Origin of the sequence: Sphaerospermopsis sp. LEGE 08334, from assembly GCF_015207205.1 — a bacterium.
In the GTDB taxonomy this organism is placed as follows: Bacteria; Cyanobacteriota; Cyanobacteriia; order Cyanobacteriales; family Nostocaceae; genus Sphaerospermopsis.
The window spans coordinates 1-16,331 of sequence record NZ_JADEXH010000075.1; the positions used below are offsets into that span (position 1 = coordinate 1).

Sequence of the window (16,331 nt, forward strand, 5' to 3'; positions counted from 1 at the left end):
ATGACATTTTTGGTGATTTACTGTTTCTCGAATGCCTTTTTTCACTGTATATGTCTGTTTTTATGCTAATTTTGATTTTTTATCTCCGTAATTTCCCTTTGTGACAGTTTGGGGTGCGGAATGTGGGTTAAATGTACATTCTAATTCATCTAACAATTCTGGAGACATAGCAATTGTTAGTTTGTTTTGTTCACGGAGGAGTAAAATCTGATCAGGAAGACCACCCCAAATAATCGCAGATACCCAAATATTCGTATCTAAAACTACCTTCATTATTGATTATTTCTCCTGCGAACTTCTCGCACAACTTCACAAATTTCTTCTGTTGTCAAAGGATTAGGATCATTTACTGCTTCTCTTCTCTTCCTTAATTCCTGCCAATCTATTTTAGGAGCTTTTTTAAAGAAAATACCATCTTCTGTGATGCTAACTGCATATTTTTCACCATTAACAAATTGTTCTCTAATTTCTGGAGGAAGTTCTAAATTTCCTTCTGGTGTGAAAGTAATAGTAATTGTTTTTTCCATAGTTACCTCATTACAGCAGGAGTCAGGAGTCAGGAGTAAAAGTTAGGTTAATTGAACTGACTTTATTTTACAGGACTTACAGAAAATCTCTCTAGTGCGTAATTCCTAATTTAGATGATTTGAAAATTTAGGGGTAATCTCCCTCTGGTTGCTTTCATGCACAGAAAACAATCAAAGGGAAATTACCCCTAATTCGATAGTTGTTAATTATCAACGTGACAATAAAAGGCTTTTTATACTGTCACCTGCGATGCACTGAGCGAAGTCGAAGTGTCACCTGTCACCTAATTACTCAGCAGTAGCCAATTCAGTGCTACCTTTTGTCCGCTTCCGTGTCAAGGTATTATAAACCATGATCCCGATCGCCTTGATCAAGTTACCTTCTAACTCTTTGAACATCTTCATGTTCACACCAAAAGCATCGTTAGCTTCTTCGACAATGCGATCGCCTGTAGCATCATCAATGGGCATTTCATCCAAATTTTGCCGATATTTAGCTTTAAATCCCTTCTCATCGCTAATATCTGCAAATTCATAAAAAGCTGTACCTTCACCTTCTCCCAGGTTCATCGCAGTTACAGCAATGTTTTTGAGAATTTGTCCTCCAGACAAGTCACCCAAATAACGAGTATAGGAATGTGCAACCAACAATTCGGGTGCTGTAGCGGAAATTTCCCGAATGCGGTTTACATAACTCTCACCAGCAGGAGATAATTTGATCTGCTCCCGCCAGTTATAACCATAGTAGTAAGCTAAATCCTGCTCTAAAGAATGCTTGCGGTTCAGTTCAGGAAAATAAATTTTACCAACAACAGGGTGATTTTTGTGCTTTTCCATCTCCTCTTCCATTGCTGAGTAGATGAAATAAAAGTTAGCAACCAGTTTCCGGTATGAATTTTTTTCTACCACTCCTTTTAAAAAGCACTTGACAAAACCAACGTTTTCTGCCATTGTATGCGCTTTTTTTGTACCTACTCGTAACTTGGAGGCTAAATTACTGCTCATGCTAAATTTCTCTACTTTAAAAAGTCAACTGTTGGGATTTTTCACAAATGGCGAAAAAATGCCACTAAAAGGTTACATTAGAACTATTTGATGAGAATTTATATTAAAATTCATTAAGTTACAGTATTTTAGTATTTATTTATACCTTAATTTTGGCAATAGACATTTATTAGGTTATAAATACAAAGCTAATTGCTTGATTTAGCCAACAATGAGGATTTTTTATAGTAAACAATTAATAAGCACCTGTAATGTTACTTAACATAAAATCGTTAAAGTTCATAGTCATTCAGAAAAAAATTACAGGTGTACTGTTTGTTAATAATTCCTCAGAATTGTTGAACAGGGGTTAAAGTGTTATTCTCCGAAATGTTTAATGGTGTGGAGTGTTGAAAAATATGGTTTCTTCTATAACTCGGACTCAAAGCAGTATATCTGATGGTTATGTGACTAGTCTTGCAAGTAATTTTGTTCCTAGTTTGCTATCCTTGCCAAAAACGCCGTTATTTGGTACAGATGGCATTCGGGGAAAAGTGGGAGAATTGTTAAATGCTCCTTTGGCTTTACAGGTGGGTTTTTGGGCGGGTATTGTTTTACGTGATCATGCTGCAAATAATGGTTTAGCAAAAAATGGACCGATAATTTTAGGTCAAGACTCCAGAAATTCTAGTGATATGCTGGCAATGGCGTTAAGTGCAGGTTTAACAGCAGCAGGGTTAGAAGTTTGGTATTTGGGTTTATGTCCCACTCCTTGCGTTGCTTATCTTACCAGCATGACTGACGCTATTGGTGGTGTGATGATATCTGCCAGCCATAACCCACCTGAAGATAATGGTATTAAAATCTTTGGGGCAAATGGTACAAAGCTGTCAAAAGAATTACAAGGGCAAATAGAAGCGGGTTTGCGGGGTAAAGTTGCCACAAATACCAGCATAAGCAACTGTGGAAGACATTATTCAAGAACAGAATTAATAGGAGATTACGGACAGGCACTGCAACAACCATTACATCCACAAGTAAATCTGCAAGGGATGAAAATTGTCTTAGATGTGGCTTGGGGTGCGGCTGTGGGGTTAGCACCGACCGTATTTACCCAGATGGGCGCGGATGTAATTTGTTTACATAACCAAGCGGATGGCGATCGCATTAACGTTAACTGCGGTTCTACCCATTTAGATATTTTGGCTGACGCAGTAAAAGAGTATAAAGCCGATATGGGGTTTGCCTTTGATGGCGATGCAGATCGAGTATTAGCTGTGGATAACACTGGTAGACAAGTTAACGGTGATTACATTCTTTACCTTTGGGGTCGTCATTTGCAAGAGCAACAAAAATTACCAGATAACTTGATTATTTCCACCGTCATGGCTAACCTGGGATTTGAGAAAGCTTGGGAAAAACAGGGTGGTAAATTAATTCGGACCGCAGTCGGGGATCAGTATGTACAAGCAGAAATGTTAAAAACTGGGGGAATGTTAGGGGGAGAACAATCAGGACATATCCTCTGTCGTCATTATGGCATGACTGGAGATGGTTTATTAACAGGATTACATTTAGCCGCAGTGGTGAAAGCAGCAGGAGTTTCCTTAGCAGAAATGGTAGATCAAAGTTTTCAAACCTATCCGCAACTATTACAAAACGTGAGAGTAGAAGACAGAGAAAAACGCTTAGGTTGGGAAAAATGCGAACCAGTACAGAGAGCGATCGCCAAAGCCGAAGCCGCAATGGGTGATAATGGACGGATATTAGTCCGTGCATCTGGCACAGAACCAGTAATTAGAGTTATGGTAGAAGCTGCGGATACGGAATTGGTAAACTATTGGACAAAGGAATTAGTTTCACAAGTACAGGAACATATAGCGTAAATAGGTGACAGGTGACAGGTGACAGTATAGCTGATGCTCATAGCACACCAGATAGATGCTATCAGGAGAAAGAAGAATAAAGAACTAATTTTTCTTCCCCCATACCCTACACCCTGTTCCCTTTCAATTGTCACCTGTCAACTGTCACCTAAACAGTTATGTTCAAAACCAAGAAAAAAAACCAAGTTGAATCAATTTTTGAGTTATTACAGCAGTTTTCATGTATTTAGACTACAGCCTAAATTACTTTACTTCTTCCTTTGCGCCTTTGCTCCTTTGTGTCTTTGCGCGAAACCTAAATCATGATGTGGTTCATTTACCTGAAAGTAGCTGTAAAAACAGCTTTATCAAATATCCAAGAATGTCAACGACGGGGGTTAAATGCTAAAGAATATGCGTTAAATAATTTTAGCTGGGATGCGATCGCACAACAAGTAATTCAAGCATATCAAAAAATAATAGCAGGAGTCAGGAGTCAGGAGTCAGAATCAAGAATTAATGGGATTGATATCCTCAGAGTTAAGAAACTTAAAATTTTGTTGCAATCTGCGAAATGTCCATAGGATAATAATTGATTTATGTCATACTGTCACAGTGAAATAATTATCTTTTCTAATTACAGGGAATCTAGCATGGCTCTCCGTCTTGGTGATACAGTACCTAACTTTACACAAGCGTCTACACATGGCGACATCAACTTTTATGAATGGGCGGGTGATAGCTGGGTAGTATTATTTTCTCACCCTGCTGACTATACACCTGTTTGCACCACAGAATTAGGTACTGTTGCGAAATTAAAACCCGAATTTGACAAACGCAACGTGAAAGCGATCGCTCTCAGCGTTGATGATGTAGAATCTCATAACGGTTGGGTAGGTGATATCGAAGAAACCCAAAACACCGCCCTCAACTACCCAATTTTGGCAGATGCAGACAAAAAGGTTTCTGACCTTTATGATATGATTCACCCCAACGCAGCTGCAAACATCACAGTGCGTTCTGTATTCATTATCGATCCTAACAAAAAACTGCGTCTTTCCTTCACCTACCCCCCCAGCACTGGACGCAATTTTGATGAATTATTGCGGGTAATTGACTCTTTACAATTGACAGATAACTACAGTGTTGCTACACCAGCAGACTGGAAAGATGGTGAAGACTGTGTAATTGTTCCATCTTTAAAAGATCCCGAAGTTCTCAAAGAGAAATTCCCCAAAGGTTATCAAGAAATCAAACCTTATTTACGCATGACTCCCCAACCTAACAAATAATTTTCAGTAACATCAATATTTCTATGCGTAGGGTGGGTTACACAGTCGTTAACCCACCGTTTTTTATATATAATAAAAGAAGTTAGATCAGCAAATTAGGATTAAAGATAATGCTGTCATCACCTATAGTTTTTCAGCTACCATCATCAGTTAAAATGACAGATGAACAATTTTTTGATTTCTGTCAAGTAAATCGTGACTTACGCATTGAAAGGAATAAATTTGGAGAAATATCAATTATGCCACCAGCAGGATCAGAAACCGGAAACAGAGAATTTAATATTGCTGTACAGCTAGGAGTTTGGGCTGAAAAAGATGGTACAGGAATTGGTTTTTCTTCCAGTACAGGTTTTAAACTTTCCACAGGTGCGGATCGTTCTCCCGATGCTTCCTGGATAAAACTAGAAAGATGGAATAGTTTAACACCAGAACAACAGAAAAAGTTTGCTCCTATTTGTCCTGATTTTGTGATTGAATTGCGTTCTCCTTCCGATAATTTACAACCATTGAAAGAGAAAATGATTGAATATATGGAAGAACCAGGAATACAATTAGGATTATTAATTGATCGTAAACATCGCCGAGTTTATATTTATCGTCCTGGACAAACAGAGGAATGTTTAGAAAATCCTGAAACCGTAAATTGTGATCCTATTTTACCAGGGTTTGTTTTAAATATGGCTAAAATTTGGTAGTTGTTACTATTAAGTGCAATATTAATCAACCTCTATTTCATCTTCTGGAATTTTGATTCTAGAAATAGTTTATAAACAAAAAAAGCCAAAGCAGCAATCACAACAATTCTCGCCAAAAATAAAGATATCTGCACAACAACCACAGCAGCAACAGCAAGTCCCAAAAGTTTAGCCGCAAAAATTACTGTTCTCTTTTCTGGTTTTTGAGAATTTTCTGGCTGATGTTTTTGTGTTTAATAAAAAGGTGCTTCATGAGAATTTATGAGATTATCTATTTCCCTCAGTCGCTTATCTACTCGGCGTTACATTTCTCTATTGTATTCATTTGGCGATGTCATATTGCTTTTATCTCTGTAGTCAATTACCCTGTATTATAACCTACGCTTTTTGAGCTACTTCCAGGAAATGATGCACAAATTTTTCACCTGGGGAAGTGTAAAAGATTGTGAATAGATGCAAATAAAGGCAAAATTTGAAAGGGTAGAACTCAGATAGATTTGAATATGGATATAAAACAAGGATTTGTAGGTACTATTGGCAACACGCCACTAATTCGCTTAAACAGTTTTAGTGAAGAAACAGGTTGCGAAATTTTAGCCAAAGCAGAATTTCTCAATCCTGGAGGTTCTGTGAAAGATCGTGCTGCGCTTTATATTATCGAAGATGCAGAAAAAAAAGGTTTACTCAAACCCGGTGGTACAGTAGTGGAAGGAACTGCGGGTAATACGGGAATCGGATTAGCGCATATCTGTAATGCTAAAGGTTATAAATGTCTGATTATTATTCCCAATACCCAATCTCAAGAAAAAATAGATGCGCTGACTACCTTGGGAGCGGAAGTTCGTCCTGTTCCGGCTGTACCCTACAAAGACCCTAATAATTACGTTAAGTTATCTGGTAGAATTGCCGCAGAGATGGAAAACGCCATTTGGGCTAATCAATTTGATAATTTAGCAAACCGTCAAGCCCATTACGAAACCACCGGTGAGGAAATTTGGCGACAAACAGAGGGTAAAATAGATGGTTGGGTAGCTGCAACCGGTACAGGTGGCACTTTTGCTGGGGTAGCAATGTGTTTAAAAGAAAAAAACCCAAATGTTAAATGTGTGGTTGCAGATCCGATGGGTAGCGGTTTATATAGCTATGTGAAAACCGGCGAAATCAAAATCGAAGGTAGTTCTATTACTGAAGGTATTGGTAATAGTAGAATTACCGCGAATATGGAAGGCGCACCCATTGATGATGCCATTCAAATTGATGATCAAGAAGCTTTAAGGGTGGTTTATCAACTATTAAGAAAAGATGGTTTATTAATGGGTGGTTCAACTGGGATTAATGTTGGTGCTGCGGTGGCTTTAGCGAAACAATTGGGACCCGGACATACTATTGTGACTATTCTTTGTGACAGCGGATCTCGCTATCAATCACGGATATTTAATAAAGAATGGTTAGCTAGTAAAGGGTTGTCTGTTAGGTAAGTATTCAGCCCTCAGCTATCAGATTTCGAGGCTAAAATACGGGAGCATCCCAAATGTGTAATTTGATTTTTTGGTAATCTTTGAATTGCTACAAAGTCCTAATATGAATGAACCGCAAAGAACGCAAAGGACAAAAAGGGAAGAGAGTTTAAGAGAGTTTTTGGTGTTGCTGCGGTTATTTTTTCAAAATTGGGATGCTCCCTAAAATACAAACAATGATCACAAATGCACAGAGTGTAAACTTCCTCAATTAATGCTGCTAAATCTTTGCTTTTTCCGTTATAAGCTGATTACTGATAGCTGAATGCTTACCAAAAATCCAAAATCTAAAATCTAAAATCCTATGAATCCCTACTCTGTTTTTTCTCAAACCCAACTTCAATGTGTGAGTGATGGCACTATCAAACCATTGTTAGAAAATTGCGAAAGTGCTGCAAAAATCCTGGTTTTAGTATTGCCACAACTGGGAGATTTTGATAGTCTAGAATATGCCTGGTGGTTACAGCGAGAAGCGCAAAATTTAGCAGATAAAAAAATCGCTATTCGTGCTGTGGGTATTGGTAATATTACCTCTGGAAGAAAATTCTGTGAATATACAGGTTTTCCTAAAGAAAATTTATTTGTTGATGAAAATGCCGAATTACATCAAAAACTGAATCTTTATCCAGGTTTAAAAGTTTCTGTTCCTGGACTTTCTCTAGGTCAGAAATCTTGGTTAAATTTAATGTTAATGTGTGCAGGTATTGGTAGTCATGGAACATTAAAAGAAGTTTTTAGAGGATATAAAGGAGATAAACAAGCACCCCAACTTATAGCAGATGATGAGATGATTCAAGGTACTCCTTTACCAGCTTTTAAAGGTGCGTTTTTTAAATTAGCTGGAGGTAGTGGTTTTCAAAGACCTTTTGAATTAGCTACTTTGCGACTGAAAAATATGGTAGAAGTATTAACAAATTGGTCAACTTATGTACCATCATCTGCTTATTTAACTCAGCGTGGTGGAACATTTTTATTTAATAATCAAGGTGAATTACTTTATGAACATCGAGATCCAGGAATTTTAGGTTTTGCTGCTAACATGAGTCAACCTCTATCATTTCTATCAATTGATAATTGAAAATTGACAATTGATAATTGTTTTATCAAGATAATTCAAAATTTAGGTAATCAGGAATGTTAAATCTACCAACAGAAGATCAAGTAGAATCTACTAAATGTGTGCAGGTGTGTCAACATCGTAGCTGTATCAAACAAGGTGGAAAAGAAGTATTAGCAGCTTTTCAAGCTTTACCCGTTCCCAATGTGACAGTTACAGCTAGTGGTTGCTTGGGTCAGTGCGGTAGTGGTCCTATGGTGCTAGTGTTACCTGAGATGGTGTGGTATTCTCGCGTTTTACCTCTGGAAGTACAAACACTGGTAGAAAAACATTTAATAGGTGGTCAAAGAGTCCACAGAATGCTATATCATCGTTTTCATCCTCAGAGATAATGCTGATGAAAAAATATCCGAAAACAGCACCTTGTTCACGGAAGCGAGAAAACTGATGGACATTAAGCAGCTACGCCAAGTTTTAAAATTAAAGTGGTTAACTTACTATCAAGAAAATATTTCTTGGTTAACAAAAATGCAAATTTGGCGCACCTATGATGGTGTGAGACGACCTTCATCTGGTTATATTTTAGCCACTCTCTCGGTTTTAGAACCGCATTTACAGCAAATACTTCCTTTTATTCTGGAGTTAAATAATAATCCTGATCAAATAGTCGCTGCTTTAGGTTTGAATTTTAATCCTGATGAGGAGTTGCGTTTATTAGAATTAGAAAAATCTTTAGCTAAAAACCAAATTGTTCACAAAAATTCTGTGACTTGTTCTCATACAGATACACAGATAAAACAAGATTTTCAGTCTAGGGTTGAACCGAAAAAAAAACAGGTATTGTTAAGAATTGTTCCCAGTGTTGAACAAAAACAGCAATCTATTTCTGTGGTGACAATAAGTAAACCTGTAAATCATCATTCTACCGTAGCTAGGGAAGAAATATCTCAGAAAACCCATAGATTAGGAATTGGGCGATCATTACCAAATATCACCGAACCAATTCCTATTAAATATCAATTTACAGGTCTTCCCGTTAAGGAAATTTCCTACATTTCTTCAACAACTAACGCCCGCAGTTTACCCGCTTGGATGGATGAATTTTGTCCAGGGGTGAATAGGTGACAGGTGACAGGTGACAGGTGACAGTAAAAAGGCAAGAGTTTATTCTTCCCATTCCCCAGTCCTCAGTTATGGATATTCGTGAGAAATAAAGGGAACGGAAACAACTTCTCCTTCACTGTTTCCTACTTGCACTTTTAACCCTACACCACCAGCTTTAGAACGAATGTAACCTAGTCCAAAATGACCTTCAGGGGTTTCTGTGTAACTGGTAAGTTTACCGACTTTTTCATCTCCTATGGTAATCACGCTTCCTGGTGCTGCGGGAGCGTTAAGACTAATTCCCCATAAATATTGTTTTACACCTTTATAGGTGTTTAATCTAGCAATGGTTTCTTGACCGATGTAACAACCTTTATTGAAAGATACAGTTTGCCATAAACCGACCTCCAAGGGATTATAATCATCGGTTAGTTCTGCATCGGGTACAGGACGACCTTGTAATATTCGCAAAGTTTCCCAATGGCGATCGCTCAATTCTATCGCACCAGAATCTAATATTTGCTGCCAAATCTTTTGTTTTTCCGCTACAGGGAAAATGAGAGTATATCCAGGGATAGCTAACCCACTACCCACGGCAAAAATTATATTATCAACCACAATGTGACTATTGTTGGGTTTACCAATCAGTGAACCAGCCCCCAGTTTTTCTACAATAGCATCGCTTTGGGGTCCGATGAGGCTAAAAGTTGCAGTTTCATCAGTGATATCGGTTAATGTTACCTTGTCTGCAAAAAAGATATAACGATCCAACCATTCCATCAAAAATGTACGACGATGGGGTGAAACTAACAACAACACTGCATCATCGAGAAGATAACCAGTTACTAAATCTATAGTTCTGGCTGTAGATGTCACCATTACAGTATCACAACCTTCACCTGGTCTGAGGCGTTGAAAATCATTGGTGCTTTGGTTGTGTAAAAACCGCAGACGGTCATCATCAGAAACACGGATGCGCCCCCAATGAGAGCGATCGCACACAGCTACCCCTTCCTGTGCTGCACGAATAACTGTTGCATCTTTACTGTCAACTACAGATTTTGGCATAGTAATCAAGACTTGCCCTATTTTCAGGTTTTTGCATCACAAATATTAACAAATAGGGATACCTGCTGACCAGTGACGTTGATAATAAAATACCTGAGATTTATAGAGTTAATCCAAAATCCAAAATCTAAAATTTCAAATTTCTTAATCTACGACTCTAATTAAGCCTTTTTTTAAACCATCAAATACTTGATTGATTTGCATAATATGTGCATCACTCAATCCTTCTTGGGCAAGAAGATTAGACATCATGATATGTTGATCTTGGCGTGTAATGCGGCGATTGGTAAATATGCGTTGCAAGATTGCTTCTAAATTGCTTGAATCTGATTTAGCCATAAATTGCATATTTCCCCCAGGCAGGTTATATATTTTTGATGCTAATTAACTATAAAATATCAAATTTTGATGAAGGTTCCATTCGTGGCTTTACGGAAATACAAAAAAATCAAACCAATTGTAATTATGTAGCTTTAGGTTATTCATTTTTTCGGTAAAATAACTTAGATGTTTAAAAGTTCACAGGTTTATAAAGTATGACATTAGCGGAAATTGGAATTATTGGTGGCAGTGGTTTATACAAAATGGAAGCTCTGAAGGATGTAGAAGAAATAGAAATAGAAACACCTTTTGGCTCACCATCAGATGCGGTAATTATCGGCACTTTAGCAGATACAAAAGTTGCCTTTTTGGCTCGTCATGGTCGTAATCATACGTTATTACCTTCTGAATTGCCGTTCTGTGCCAATATCTATGCTATGAAGCAATTAGGAGTAAAATACTTAATTTCTGCTAGTGCAGTTGGTTCGTTGAAAGCAGAGGTAAAACCATTAGATATGGTAGTTCCAGATCAGTTTATTGACAGAACTAAAAACCGTATTTCCACGTTTTTTGGTGAAGGAATTGTAGCGCATATTGCATTTGGTGATCCAATTTGTAAAAATTTGGCGGCTGTTTTAGCTGATGCGATCGCTTCTCTAAATTTACCTGATGTCACTCTTCACCGTGAAGGTACTTATGTCTGTATGGAGGGTCCTGCATTTTCCACCAAAGCTGAATCAAATCTTTATCGCAGTTGGGGTGCCACAATTATTGGTATGACAAATTTACCAGAAGCCAAGTTAGCCAGGGAAGCGGAAATTGCTTATGCAACTTTGGCTTTAGTTACAGATTATGATTGTTGGCATCCAGATCATGATAATGTCACAGTAGAGATGGTGATTGGTAATTTACAACGCAATGGGGTAAATGCCCAAAAAGTAATTCAAGAGACTGTAAAGCGGCTCAGTGAAAACCCCCCTCAAAGTGATGCCCATTCTGCTTTGAAATATGCGATTTTGACAAATTTAGCAAATGCACCAGCCGCAACTAAGGAGAAGTTAAGTTTGTTGTTGGAGAAGTATTTGTAAATTATAGGTGACAGGTGACAGGTGACAGGTGACAGGTGACAGGTGACAGTAATAAGGGAATAGGGAACAGAAGGCAAAAGGCAAAAGGCAAAAGGCAAGGAGTCAGGAGTCAGGAGTCAGGAGTCAGAATAATTTTAGATTTTAGATTTTAGATTGGAGTTGACAGAAACAATCCAAAATCCAAAATCCAAAATCCAAAATAGTATCCCCAGTCCCCAGTCACCTCACACTATCTGAAAACTAAAATTCAGACTTGCCCAGTTATTCACATTTAATACATAAGAATCAGTAGTAGTTCCATTGATTTCCGCTTTAGCTTTAGTACCATTATGTAAATCTTGCAGTAAAGCCTGGGCAACTTCTAAGGTATTAACTAACGAACTTATGGGCTGTTGATCAGCGGTGGGATACCTAGCAGTTCCCAAGGCTGCTAAAGTTTCCGTAAAAGGAGATGTACTCAAAATTAGTTGATGTTCACAAAACAATTCTCGTGTAGGTAACAACCAGCCAAAGGTAGTATCATTTTGGGGGAATTTGAGGGTTTGTCCTGGGGGAATGATTATTTCTTGCAGATCGGGTTTGGTGTCAGAAACACTTGCTTCTGGAGACATCTGCCAAGGATAAAAAGCTATGGCACTTCTAGTATTATTTAACCCCACCAACATTAAATAAATCGGGCGATCGCTCAAATTTTCTACCCGGTACTGCATCCTACTACCCACGGGAACTGTAGGAACAACTGTTCCTGGGGTGGTAAATGCTTTGTTAGTTGTAGTTTCCCCACTCAGATTGCGCCATGTTTGTCGCTGCATAACTACACGAGGCGAGATTTTGTTCATCATCTCCAAACTCGCTTTCACCGGTAAACGAGAAGAACCTTCATTTTCTGTCAGTCGCCATAACTTGGCTGCTAACAAGGTGGAAAATTTTGGTGTTAATCTTTGTACTGCAACTTTAACTGCTTCTCCAATTTCTCCAGAAGTATTATGTATTAACTCACCACTGAGAGAAAAAAGACCATAACGACTAGGAACATTTTGCACTTTACCAAATACGTAATCAGCGCCCTGATCTGCTGAGGCAATATTTATCATCCGGGTAATGGCTGCAAAGGCACTGGTAGCGTCTACACGCTCAATTCTTTCTAGTCCCGAATCTAAGGCCACTGTTAAATTAATATTGCGGGGTAAGACGCGCACCGCTTCTTGTACCAGTTGCCCAACTTGTAGAGATTTGCTATTTTCTTGACTAGATATCTGTGCTTTTGCAGTTAACCCAGTGCGCGACTTGAATATTAACTGTTCTCCAGTCGGTAAACTCAATCTCGAATTAACACCATAGTATTGCCAAACGTGGGGAGGTATTCCTCCTAACCATAATTGTGCTGTTTTACCATCCTCATCTTTAGCTTTCACTACTCCTTCGGCTGTAGTGCTTTCTATGGGAAAATTCTCATTAATTAAAGCACTTTGAGGATTTTTCTTCTCACTGAGTAACCCTGGTTGCTGTTCACTGCCCAGTTTGTACATGGAACTACTAGCATGAGAGAGAAGAACTTGAATTGTTGTGGCTGGGGTTGCTTCCCATAGATATTGGGTTAAAGCGTAGGTAAATAAACCCGCACTGAAACCAGAAAACAATAGTTCTCCCGCTGGCTGCTCTGGTTGTGAGGTTGCTTTTAGCACCATGACATTTTTAGCAACTGAGTTCTGTGTTTGCAGGTGGTTGAACAGATCCAGTTCTTTGAGTGCTAACTTTGCTGTTGATGGTTCTGGACGGGCGCGAAATCGCAAACCGGCAGGATGTAATGTACTTTTAGCAGAGTAGCTAGTATCTAATACTGCTGTTACTCGGTTGGTGGAGAGCGATCGCAATAAACCTAAAAGATTTTCTTCTAATAAATAGTTGACAAAATTAATATTCTGTGCATCTTCGTCAACTGGGATCAGGGCATTCTGCAAATTTTCTGGAAAAGTACCCAACTTGACACGACTACCATAGCCGCTAAAGTGGAAAATCACAACATCATCGGCTTTTGCTTGTTTACCCAAGTGATCTAAAATAGCTGCCTCAATAAATTCTCGACTGGCTTGTTCCTCAGTTAAGGTAAGAATATCTGAAGTTGCAAAGCCAAAACGGTGAATCAAAAGTTCTTTTTGCAATTCCACATCTGTCAGACAACCACCAAGGGCGGGACTTTGTGGATATTGATTTATACCTATTAGCAATGCCAACTTGCGGCTATTGGGTGCTGCTAAAGCTTGATAATAGTGATTTCCCAAAGTCAACCACTCAGCTTGAGTTAAACCCAATAGTGCCAGTATAGAGCCAATTCTTTCTAAAAACGCACGCCGTTTCATAAATTAGCTGTTAACCCTCAGTCGATAAAGTACAGCTTAAAGGGCTGAGGGCTAAAGAGTAAAGTTTGAAATTAGACTTTTTGCTACTTTTTCAGTCTCTTTAAACCAAAGCTGGTTGTTGGATAGACATTGCTCTGGCTAACTCGGCTGCCACTTCTGGACGAGAAAATTCTGGTGGGGGTAACTCACCACGACGCAACATTTCTCTAACTTTTGTTCCCGATAGGTGAACCCGTTCTTCTGGTTTGCTAGGACTGGTTTTAGTGGTGGCCATTTGTTTGGTGCGTGTACAGTAGAAAGCGTGTTCAAACTTCATTGGCACAATGCCCAGTTCTTCTGGCGCAAACTCATCAAATATATATTGAGCGTCATAAGTGCCGTAGTAGTCACCTACTCCCGCATGATCACGTCCAACAATAAAATGTGTACAGCCGTAATTTTTCCGCACTAGAGCATGGAAAATAGCTTCCCTTGGTCCTGCATAACGCATTGCCGCTGGGTTAATTGCCAGAATTACTCTATCTAAGGGATAATAATGATCCATTAATATTTCATAACAACGCATTCTCACATCCGCAGCGATGTCGTCTTCTTTGGTTGCGCCGACTAATGGGTGTAAAAATAGACCATCAACTGTTTCCAAGGCACATTTTTGAATGTACTCATGGGCGCGGTGGATGGGGTTGCGGGTTTGGAAACCAACGATAGTTTTCCAGCCTTTTTCTCTAAACATTTGTCGAGAAGCTGCTGGATCTATTTGGTAGGCGGGAAACTGGGGATGAGGATCACGTTGCAGTAACCAGATATCCCCAGCCAGATTCACAGAACCTTGATTATATAATACCTGTACTCCAGGGTGTTTGGCTTCATCTGTGCGATATACATTTACAGCTTCGCGTTTTTTGTCGTAAGTGTATTTTTCGCTTAGTTCCAAAACCCCAATGTACTCGCCATTGGAGTTATCCAAACGCACCCAACCACCCACTTGGAGAGGGGCGGCAACTTCTTCTGTGACAGATAGTGTAATGGGAATTGACCAAACAGTACCGTTAGCCAATCGCATTTCTGCGACTACGCGATTATAGTCGGCTTGGTTCATGAAACCAGTCAGCGGACTAAAGCCACCGATCGCAATCATTTCTAGATCGGAAATGGCTCGCTCATCAAGGGTTACTCGTGGTAAAAATTCTGCTTTGGAAAGAAATAATTCTCTTTGTTCAGTTGAAGCAATTCTGTTAATTAATTCTCCGCCGTGGGGGGCGATCGCATCTGGTTGGTAACTCAACGTGATTCCTTCCGTAATTTATAAATATTGTTATTGTTGCAATCTATGTACTAAGTTATCAAATTGTGGGTACTTTGTGTTACAACTTCACAAAAAAATTTTATATTGCCGGTCGGAAAGGGTGTGATTGGGGACTGGGGACTGGGAAAAATCTTTCCTTTAATATTTAAACTTGTATAATGGGAAGGAGTATATTAGCTTCCCAATTTTCATGTAGTTACTATATTCAGATTTGATGTGTTTTAGTTTACTTGCCTGAACGGTTGCTTTAATCAATCTTATGTAGTACAATAGTATTCCAAAGATATAAATATTGCTTGCTCGAAGGAAGAGATTTAAGATAATTTTTATTACTAAGAATAGTTGCTGGAATTATCAAAATGGAAGGAAACAAGTATGCTCAGTTGTCATGATGTTGCAAAGTATTTTCTATCTCAAGCAGATGAAGATGCTGGGGATTTAATTTCTAATCTGAAACTACAAAAATTACTTTACTACGCACAAGGTTTTCATTTAGCACTGTATAACGAACCTTTGTTTCCTGAGTCTGTTGAGGCTTGGATTCATGGACCAGTTGTACCGGAAGTTTATCATGAGTATAAAAACTTTGCTTCTAGTGCAATTCCCATTCCTGAAGATATTGATTTTTCGATATACGACAAAGAAACTGTAGATTTACTAGATGAAGTTTATAGCGTATATGGTCAATTTTCAGCTTGGAAATTGCGGAATATGACTCATAATGAAGAACCCTGGAAAGACACAGATGTAAGTGGTGTTATTAGTCATGAATCTCTGAAAAAATATTTTAAAACTCAGCTTTTAGATGAAGATGAGTAAGAAAAAAATTAAACAACCCCAAAAAGATAGGGGTAATAAACTAACAACTCCAAATGATCAACAAGAAATTTCTCCAGAAAAAGCTCCACCTGTATTTTCTCTACGTTACCTAAAGGGTGAATATTGTTTAACTAAGTGTGAGAAAGATGATCAGGTTGCATTTGCTTGAAAATTGCATAGACTGAGTAAATTAACTTGGAACCCACATTCCGCACCCCAAACTGTCACAAAGGGAAATTACGGAGATAAAAAATCAAAATTAGCATAAAAACAGACATATACAGTGAAAAAAGGCATTCGAGAAACAGTAAATCACCAAAAATGTCAT

At 38.5% G+C, this 16,331-nt stretch carries 17 protein-coding genes and 3 pseudogenes; 12 read left to right on the plus strand and 8 right to left on the minus strand.

What is annotated here, in order from left to right:
- A pseudogene (locus tag IQ237_RS26530) lies at nucleotides 1-104 on the plus strand (C4-dicarboxylate ABC transporter); the annotation flags it as partial.
- Here the strand turns inward: IQ237_RS26530 and IQ237_RS24895 are convergent.
- The 3 genes from IQ237_RS24895 to IQ237_RS24905 form a co-directional block, all read right to left on the minus strand.
- Nucleotides 61-273: a putative toxin-antitoxin system toxin component, PIN family gene (locus IQ237_RS24895; RefSeq protein WP_194059937.1), complete on the minus strand. Its 213-nt coding sequence runs from the start codon at nucleotides 271-273 to the stop codon at nucleotides 61-63. The pseudogene IQ237_RS26530 and the gene IQ237_RS24895 sit on opposite strands and share 44 nt — an antisense overlap.
- Nucleotides 273-527 (minus strand): hypothetical protein, encoded by a 255-nt coding sequence (locus IQ237_RS24900; protein WP_194059938.1) that lies wholly within the window; start codon nucleotides 525-527, stop codon nucleotides 273-275. Before IQ237_RS24900 ends, IQ237_RS24895 begins: the two co-directional genes overlap by 1 nt.
- Before the next feature lie 288 nt (nucleotides 528-815).
- Entirely contained in the window at nucleotides 816-1,532 is a 717-nt protein-coding gene (locus IQ237_RS24905; RefSeq protein WP_194059939.1) for a heme oxygenase (biliverdin-producing), read from the minus strand.
- A 398-nt stretch (nucleotides 1,533-1,930) separates the two neighbouring features.
- Here IQ237_RS24905 and glmM point away from each other — a divergent pair, with 398 nt between their 5' ends.
- The 8 genes and pseudogenes from glmM to IQ237_RS24945 all read left to right on the plus strand — a co-directional run bounded on the left by glmM (nucleotide 1,931) and on the right by IQ237_RS24945 (nucleotide 9,062).
- Nucleotides 1,931-3,397 (plus strand): phosphoglucosamine mutase, encoded by a 1,467-nt coding sequence (gene glmM / locus IQ237_RS24910; RefSeq protein WP_194059940.1) that lies wholly within the window; start codon nucleotides 1,931-1,933, stop codon nucleotides 3,395-3,397.
- A gap of 332 nt (nucleotides 3,398-3,729) precedes the next feature.
- Nucleotides 3,730-3,858: pseudogene (locus IQ237_RS24915) on the plus strand (glycosyltransferase); the annotation flags it as partial.
- A gap of 171 nt (nucleotides 3,859-4,029) precedes the next feature.
- Nucleotides 4,030-4,668 carry a peroxiredoxin gene (locus IQ237_RS24920; RefSeq protein WP_194059941.1) on the plus strand — a complete coding sequence of 213 codons (639 nt, stop codon included), beginning with the start codon at nucleotides 4,030-4,032 and terminating at the stop codon, nucleotides 4,666-4,668.
- Between the two features lie 110 nt (nucleotides 4,669-4,778).
- Nucleotides 4,779-5,363 carry a Uma2 family endonuclease gene (locus IQ237_RS24925; RefSeq protein ID WP_194059942.1) on the plus strand — a complete coding sequence of 195 codons (585 nt, stop codon included), beginning with the start codon at nucleotides 4,779-4,781 and terminating at the stop codon, nucleotides 5,361-5,363.
- A gap of 503 nt (nucleotides 5,364-5,866) precedes the next feature.
- The gene (locus tag IQ237_RS24930; RefSeq protein ID WP_194059943.1) at nucleotides 5,867-6,841 is read left to right on the plus strand and encodes a cysteine synthase A; all 975 of its coding nucleotides are present in this window, start codon (nucleotides 5,867-5,869) and stop codon (nucleotides 6,839-6,841) included.
- A 343-nt stretch (nucleotides 6,842-7,184) separates the two neighbouring features.
- Nucleotides 7,185-7,958 carry a peroxiredoxin-like family protein gene (locus IQ237_RS24935; RefSeq protein ID WP_194059944.1) on the plus strand — a complete coding sequence of 258 codons (774 nt, stop codon included), beginning with the start codon at nucleotides 7,185-7,187 and terminating at the stop codon, nucleotides 7,956-7,958.
- 56 nt (nucleotides 7,959-8,014) lie between these two features.
- Complete coding sequence (locus IQ237_RS24940; protein WP_194059945.1) at nucleotides 8,015-8,329, plus strand: ferredoxin; 315 nt, start codon at nucleotides 8,015-8,017, stop codon at nucleotides 8,327-8,329.
- Nucleotides 8,330-8,384: 55 nt separating this feature from the next.
- On the plus strand, nucleotides 8,385-9,062 hold the full coding sequence (locus IQ237_RS24945) for a DUF5331 domain-containing protein (protein ID WP_194059946.1): 678 nt from the start codon (nucleotides 8,385-8,387) through the stop codon (nucleotides 9,060-9,062).
- Nucleotides 9,063-9,128: 66 nt separating this feature from the next.
- Here the strand turns inward: IQ237_RS24945 and IQ237_RS24950 are convergent, their stop codons facing one another.
- Together IQ237_RS24950 and IQ237_RS24955 are read right to left on the minus strand one after the other, a co-directional pair.
- The gene (locus IQ237_RS24950; RefSeq protein ID WP_194059947.1) at nucleotides 9,129-10,109 is read right to left on the minus strand and encodes a folate-binding protein YgfZ; all 981 of its coding nucleotides are present in this window, start codon (nucleotides 10,107-10,109) and stop codon (nucleotides 9,129-9,131) included.
- 144 nt (nucleotides 10,110-10,253) lie between these two features.
- Nucleotides 10,254-10,448: a hypothetical protein gene (locus IQ237_RS24955; protein ID WP_228020702.1), complete on the minus strand. Its 195-nt coding sequence runs from the start codon at nucleotides 10,446-10,448 to the stop codon at nucleotides 10,254-10,256.
- 197 nt (nucleotides 10,449-10,645) lie between these two features.
- Between IQ237_RS24955 and IQ237_RS24960 the strand changes: the two genes are divergently transcribed.
- On the plus strand, nucleotides 10,646-11,518 hold the full coding sequence (locus IQ237_RS24960) for an S-methyl-5'-thioadenosine phosphorylase (RefSeq protein ID WP_194059949.1): 873 nt from the start codon (nucleotides 10,646-10,648) through the stop codon (nucleotides 11,516-11,518).
- 224 nt (nucleotides 11,519-11,742) lie between these two features.
- Here IQ237_RS24960 and IQ237_RS24965 read toward each other — a convergent pair whose 3' ends face one another.
- Complete coding sequence (locus tag IQ237_RS24965) at nucleotides 11,743-13,878, minus strand: caspase family protein (RefSeq protein ID WP_194059950.1); 2,136 nt, start codon at nucleotides 13,876-13,878, stop codon at nucleotides 11,743-11,745.
- Between the two features lie 100 nt (nucleotides 13,879-13,978).
- Nucleotides 13,979-15,163 carry a sulfate adenylyltransferase gene (gene sat / locus IQ237_RS24970; protein ID WP_194059951.1) on the minus strand — a complete coding sequence of 395 codons (1,185 nt, stop codon included), beginning with the start codon at nucleotides 15,161-15,163 and terminating at the stop codon, nucleotides 13,979-13,981.
- A gap of 396 nt (nucleotides 15,164-15,559) precedes the next feature.
- Here sat and IQ237_RS24975 point away from each other — a divergent pair, with 396 nt between their 5' ends.
- Nucleotides 15,560-16,003: a Panacea domain-containing protein gene (locus tag IQ237_RS24975; protein ID WP_194059952.1), complete on the plus strand. Its 444-nt coding sequence runs from the start codon at nucleotides 15,560-15,562 to the stop codon at nucleotides 16,001-16,003.
- Nucleotides 15,996-16,172, plus strand: a complete 177-nt coding sequence (locus IQ237_RS24980) for a hypothetical protein (RefSeq protein ID WP_194059953.1) — start codon at nucleotides 15,996-15,998, stop codon at nucleotides 16,170-16,172. Before IQ237_RS24975 ends, IQ237_RS24980 begins: the two co-directional genes overlap by 8 nt.
- 55 nt (nucleotides 16,173-16,227) lie before the next feature.
- On the opposite strand, the pseudogene IQ237_RS26535 reads toward IQ237_RS24980, so the two are convergent.
- Nucleotides 16,228-16,331: pseudogene (locus tag IQ237_RS26535) on the minus strand (C4-dicarboxylate ABC transporter); the annotation flags it as partial.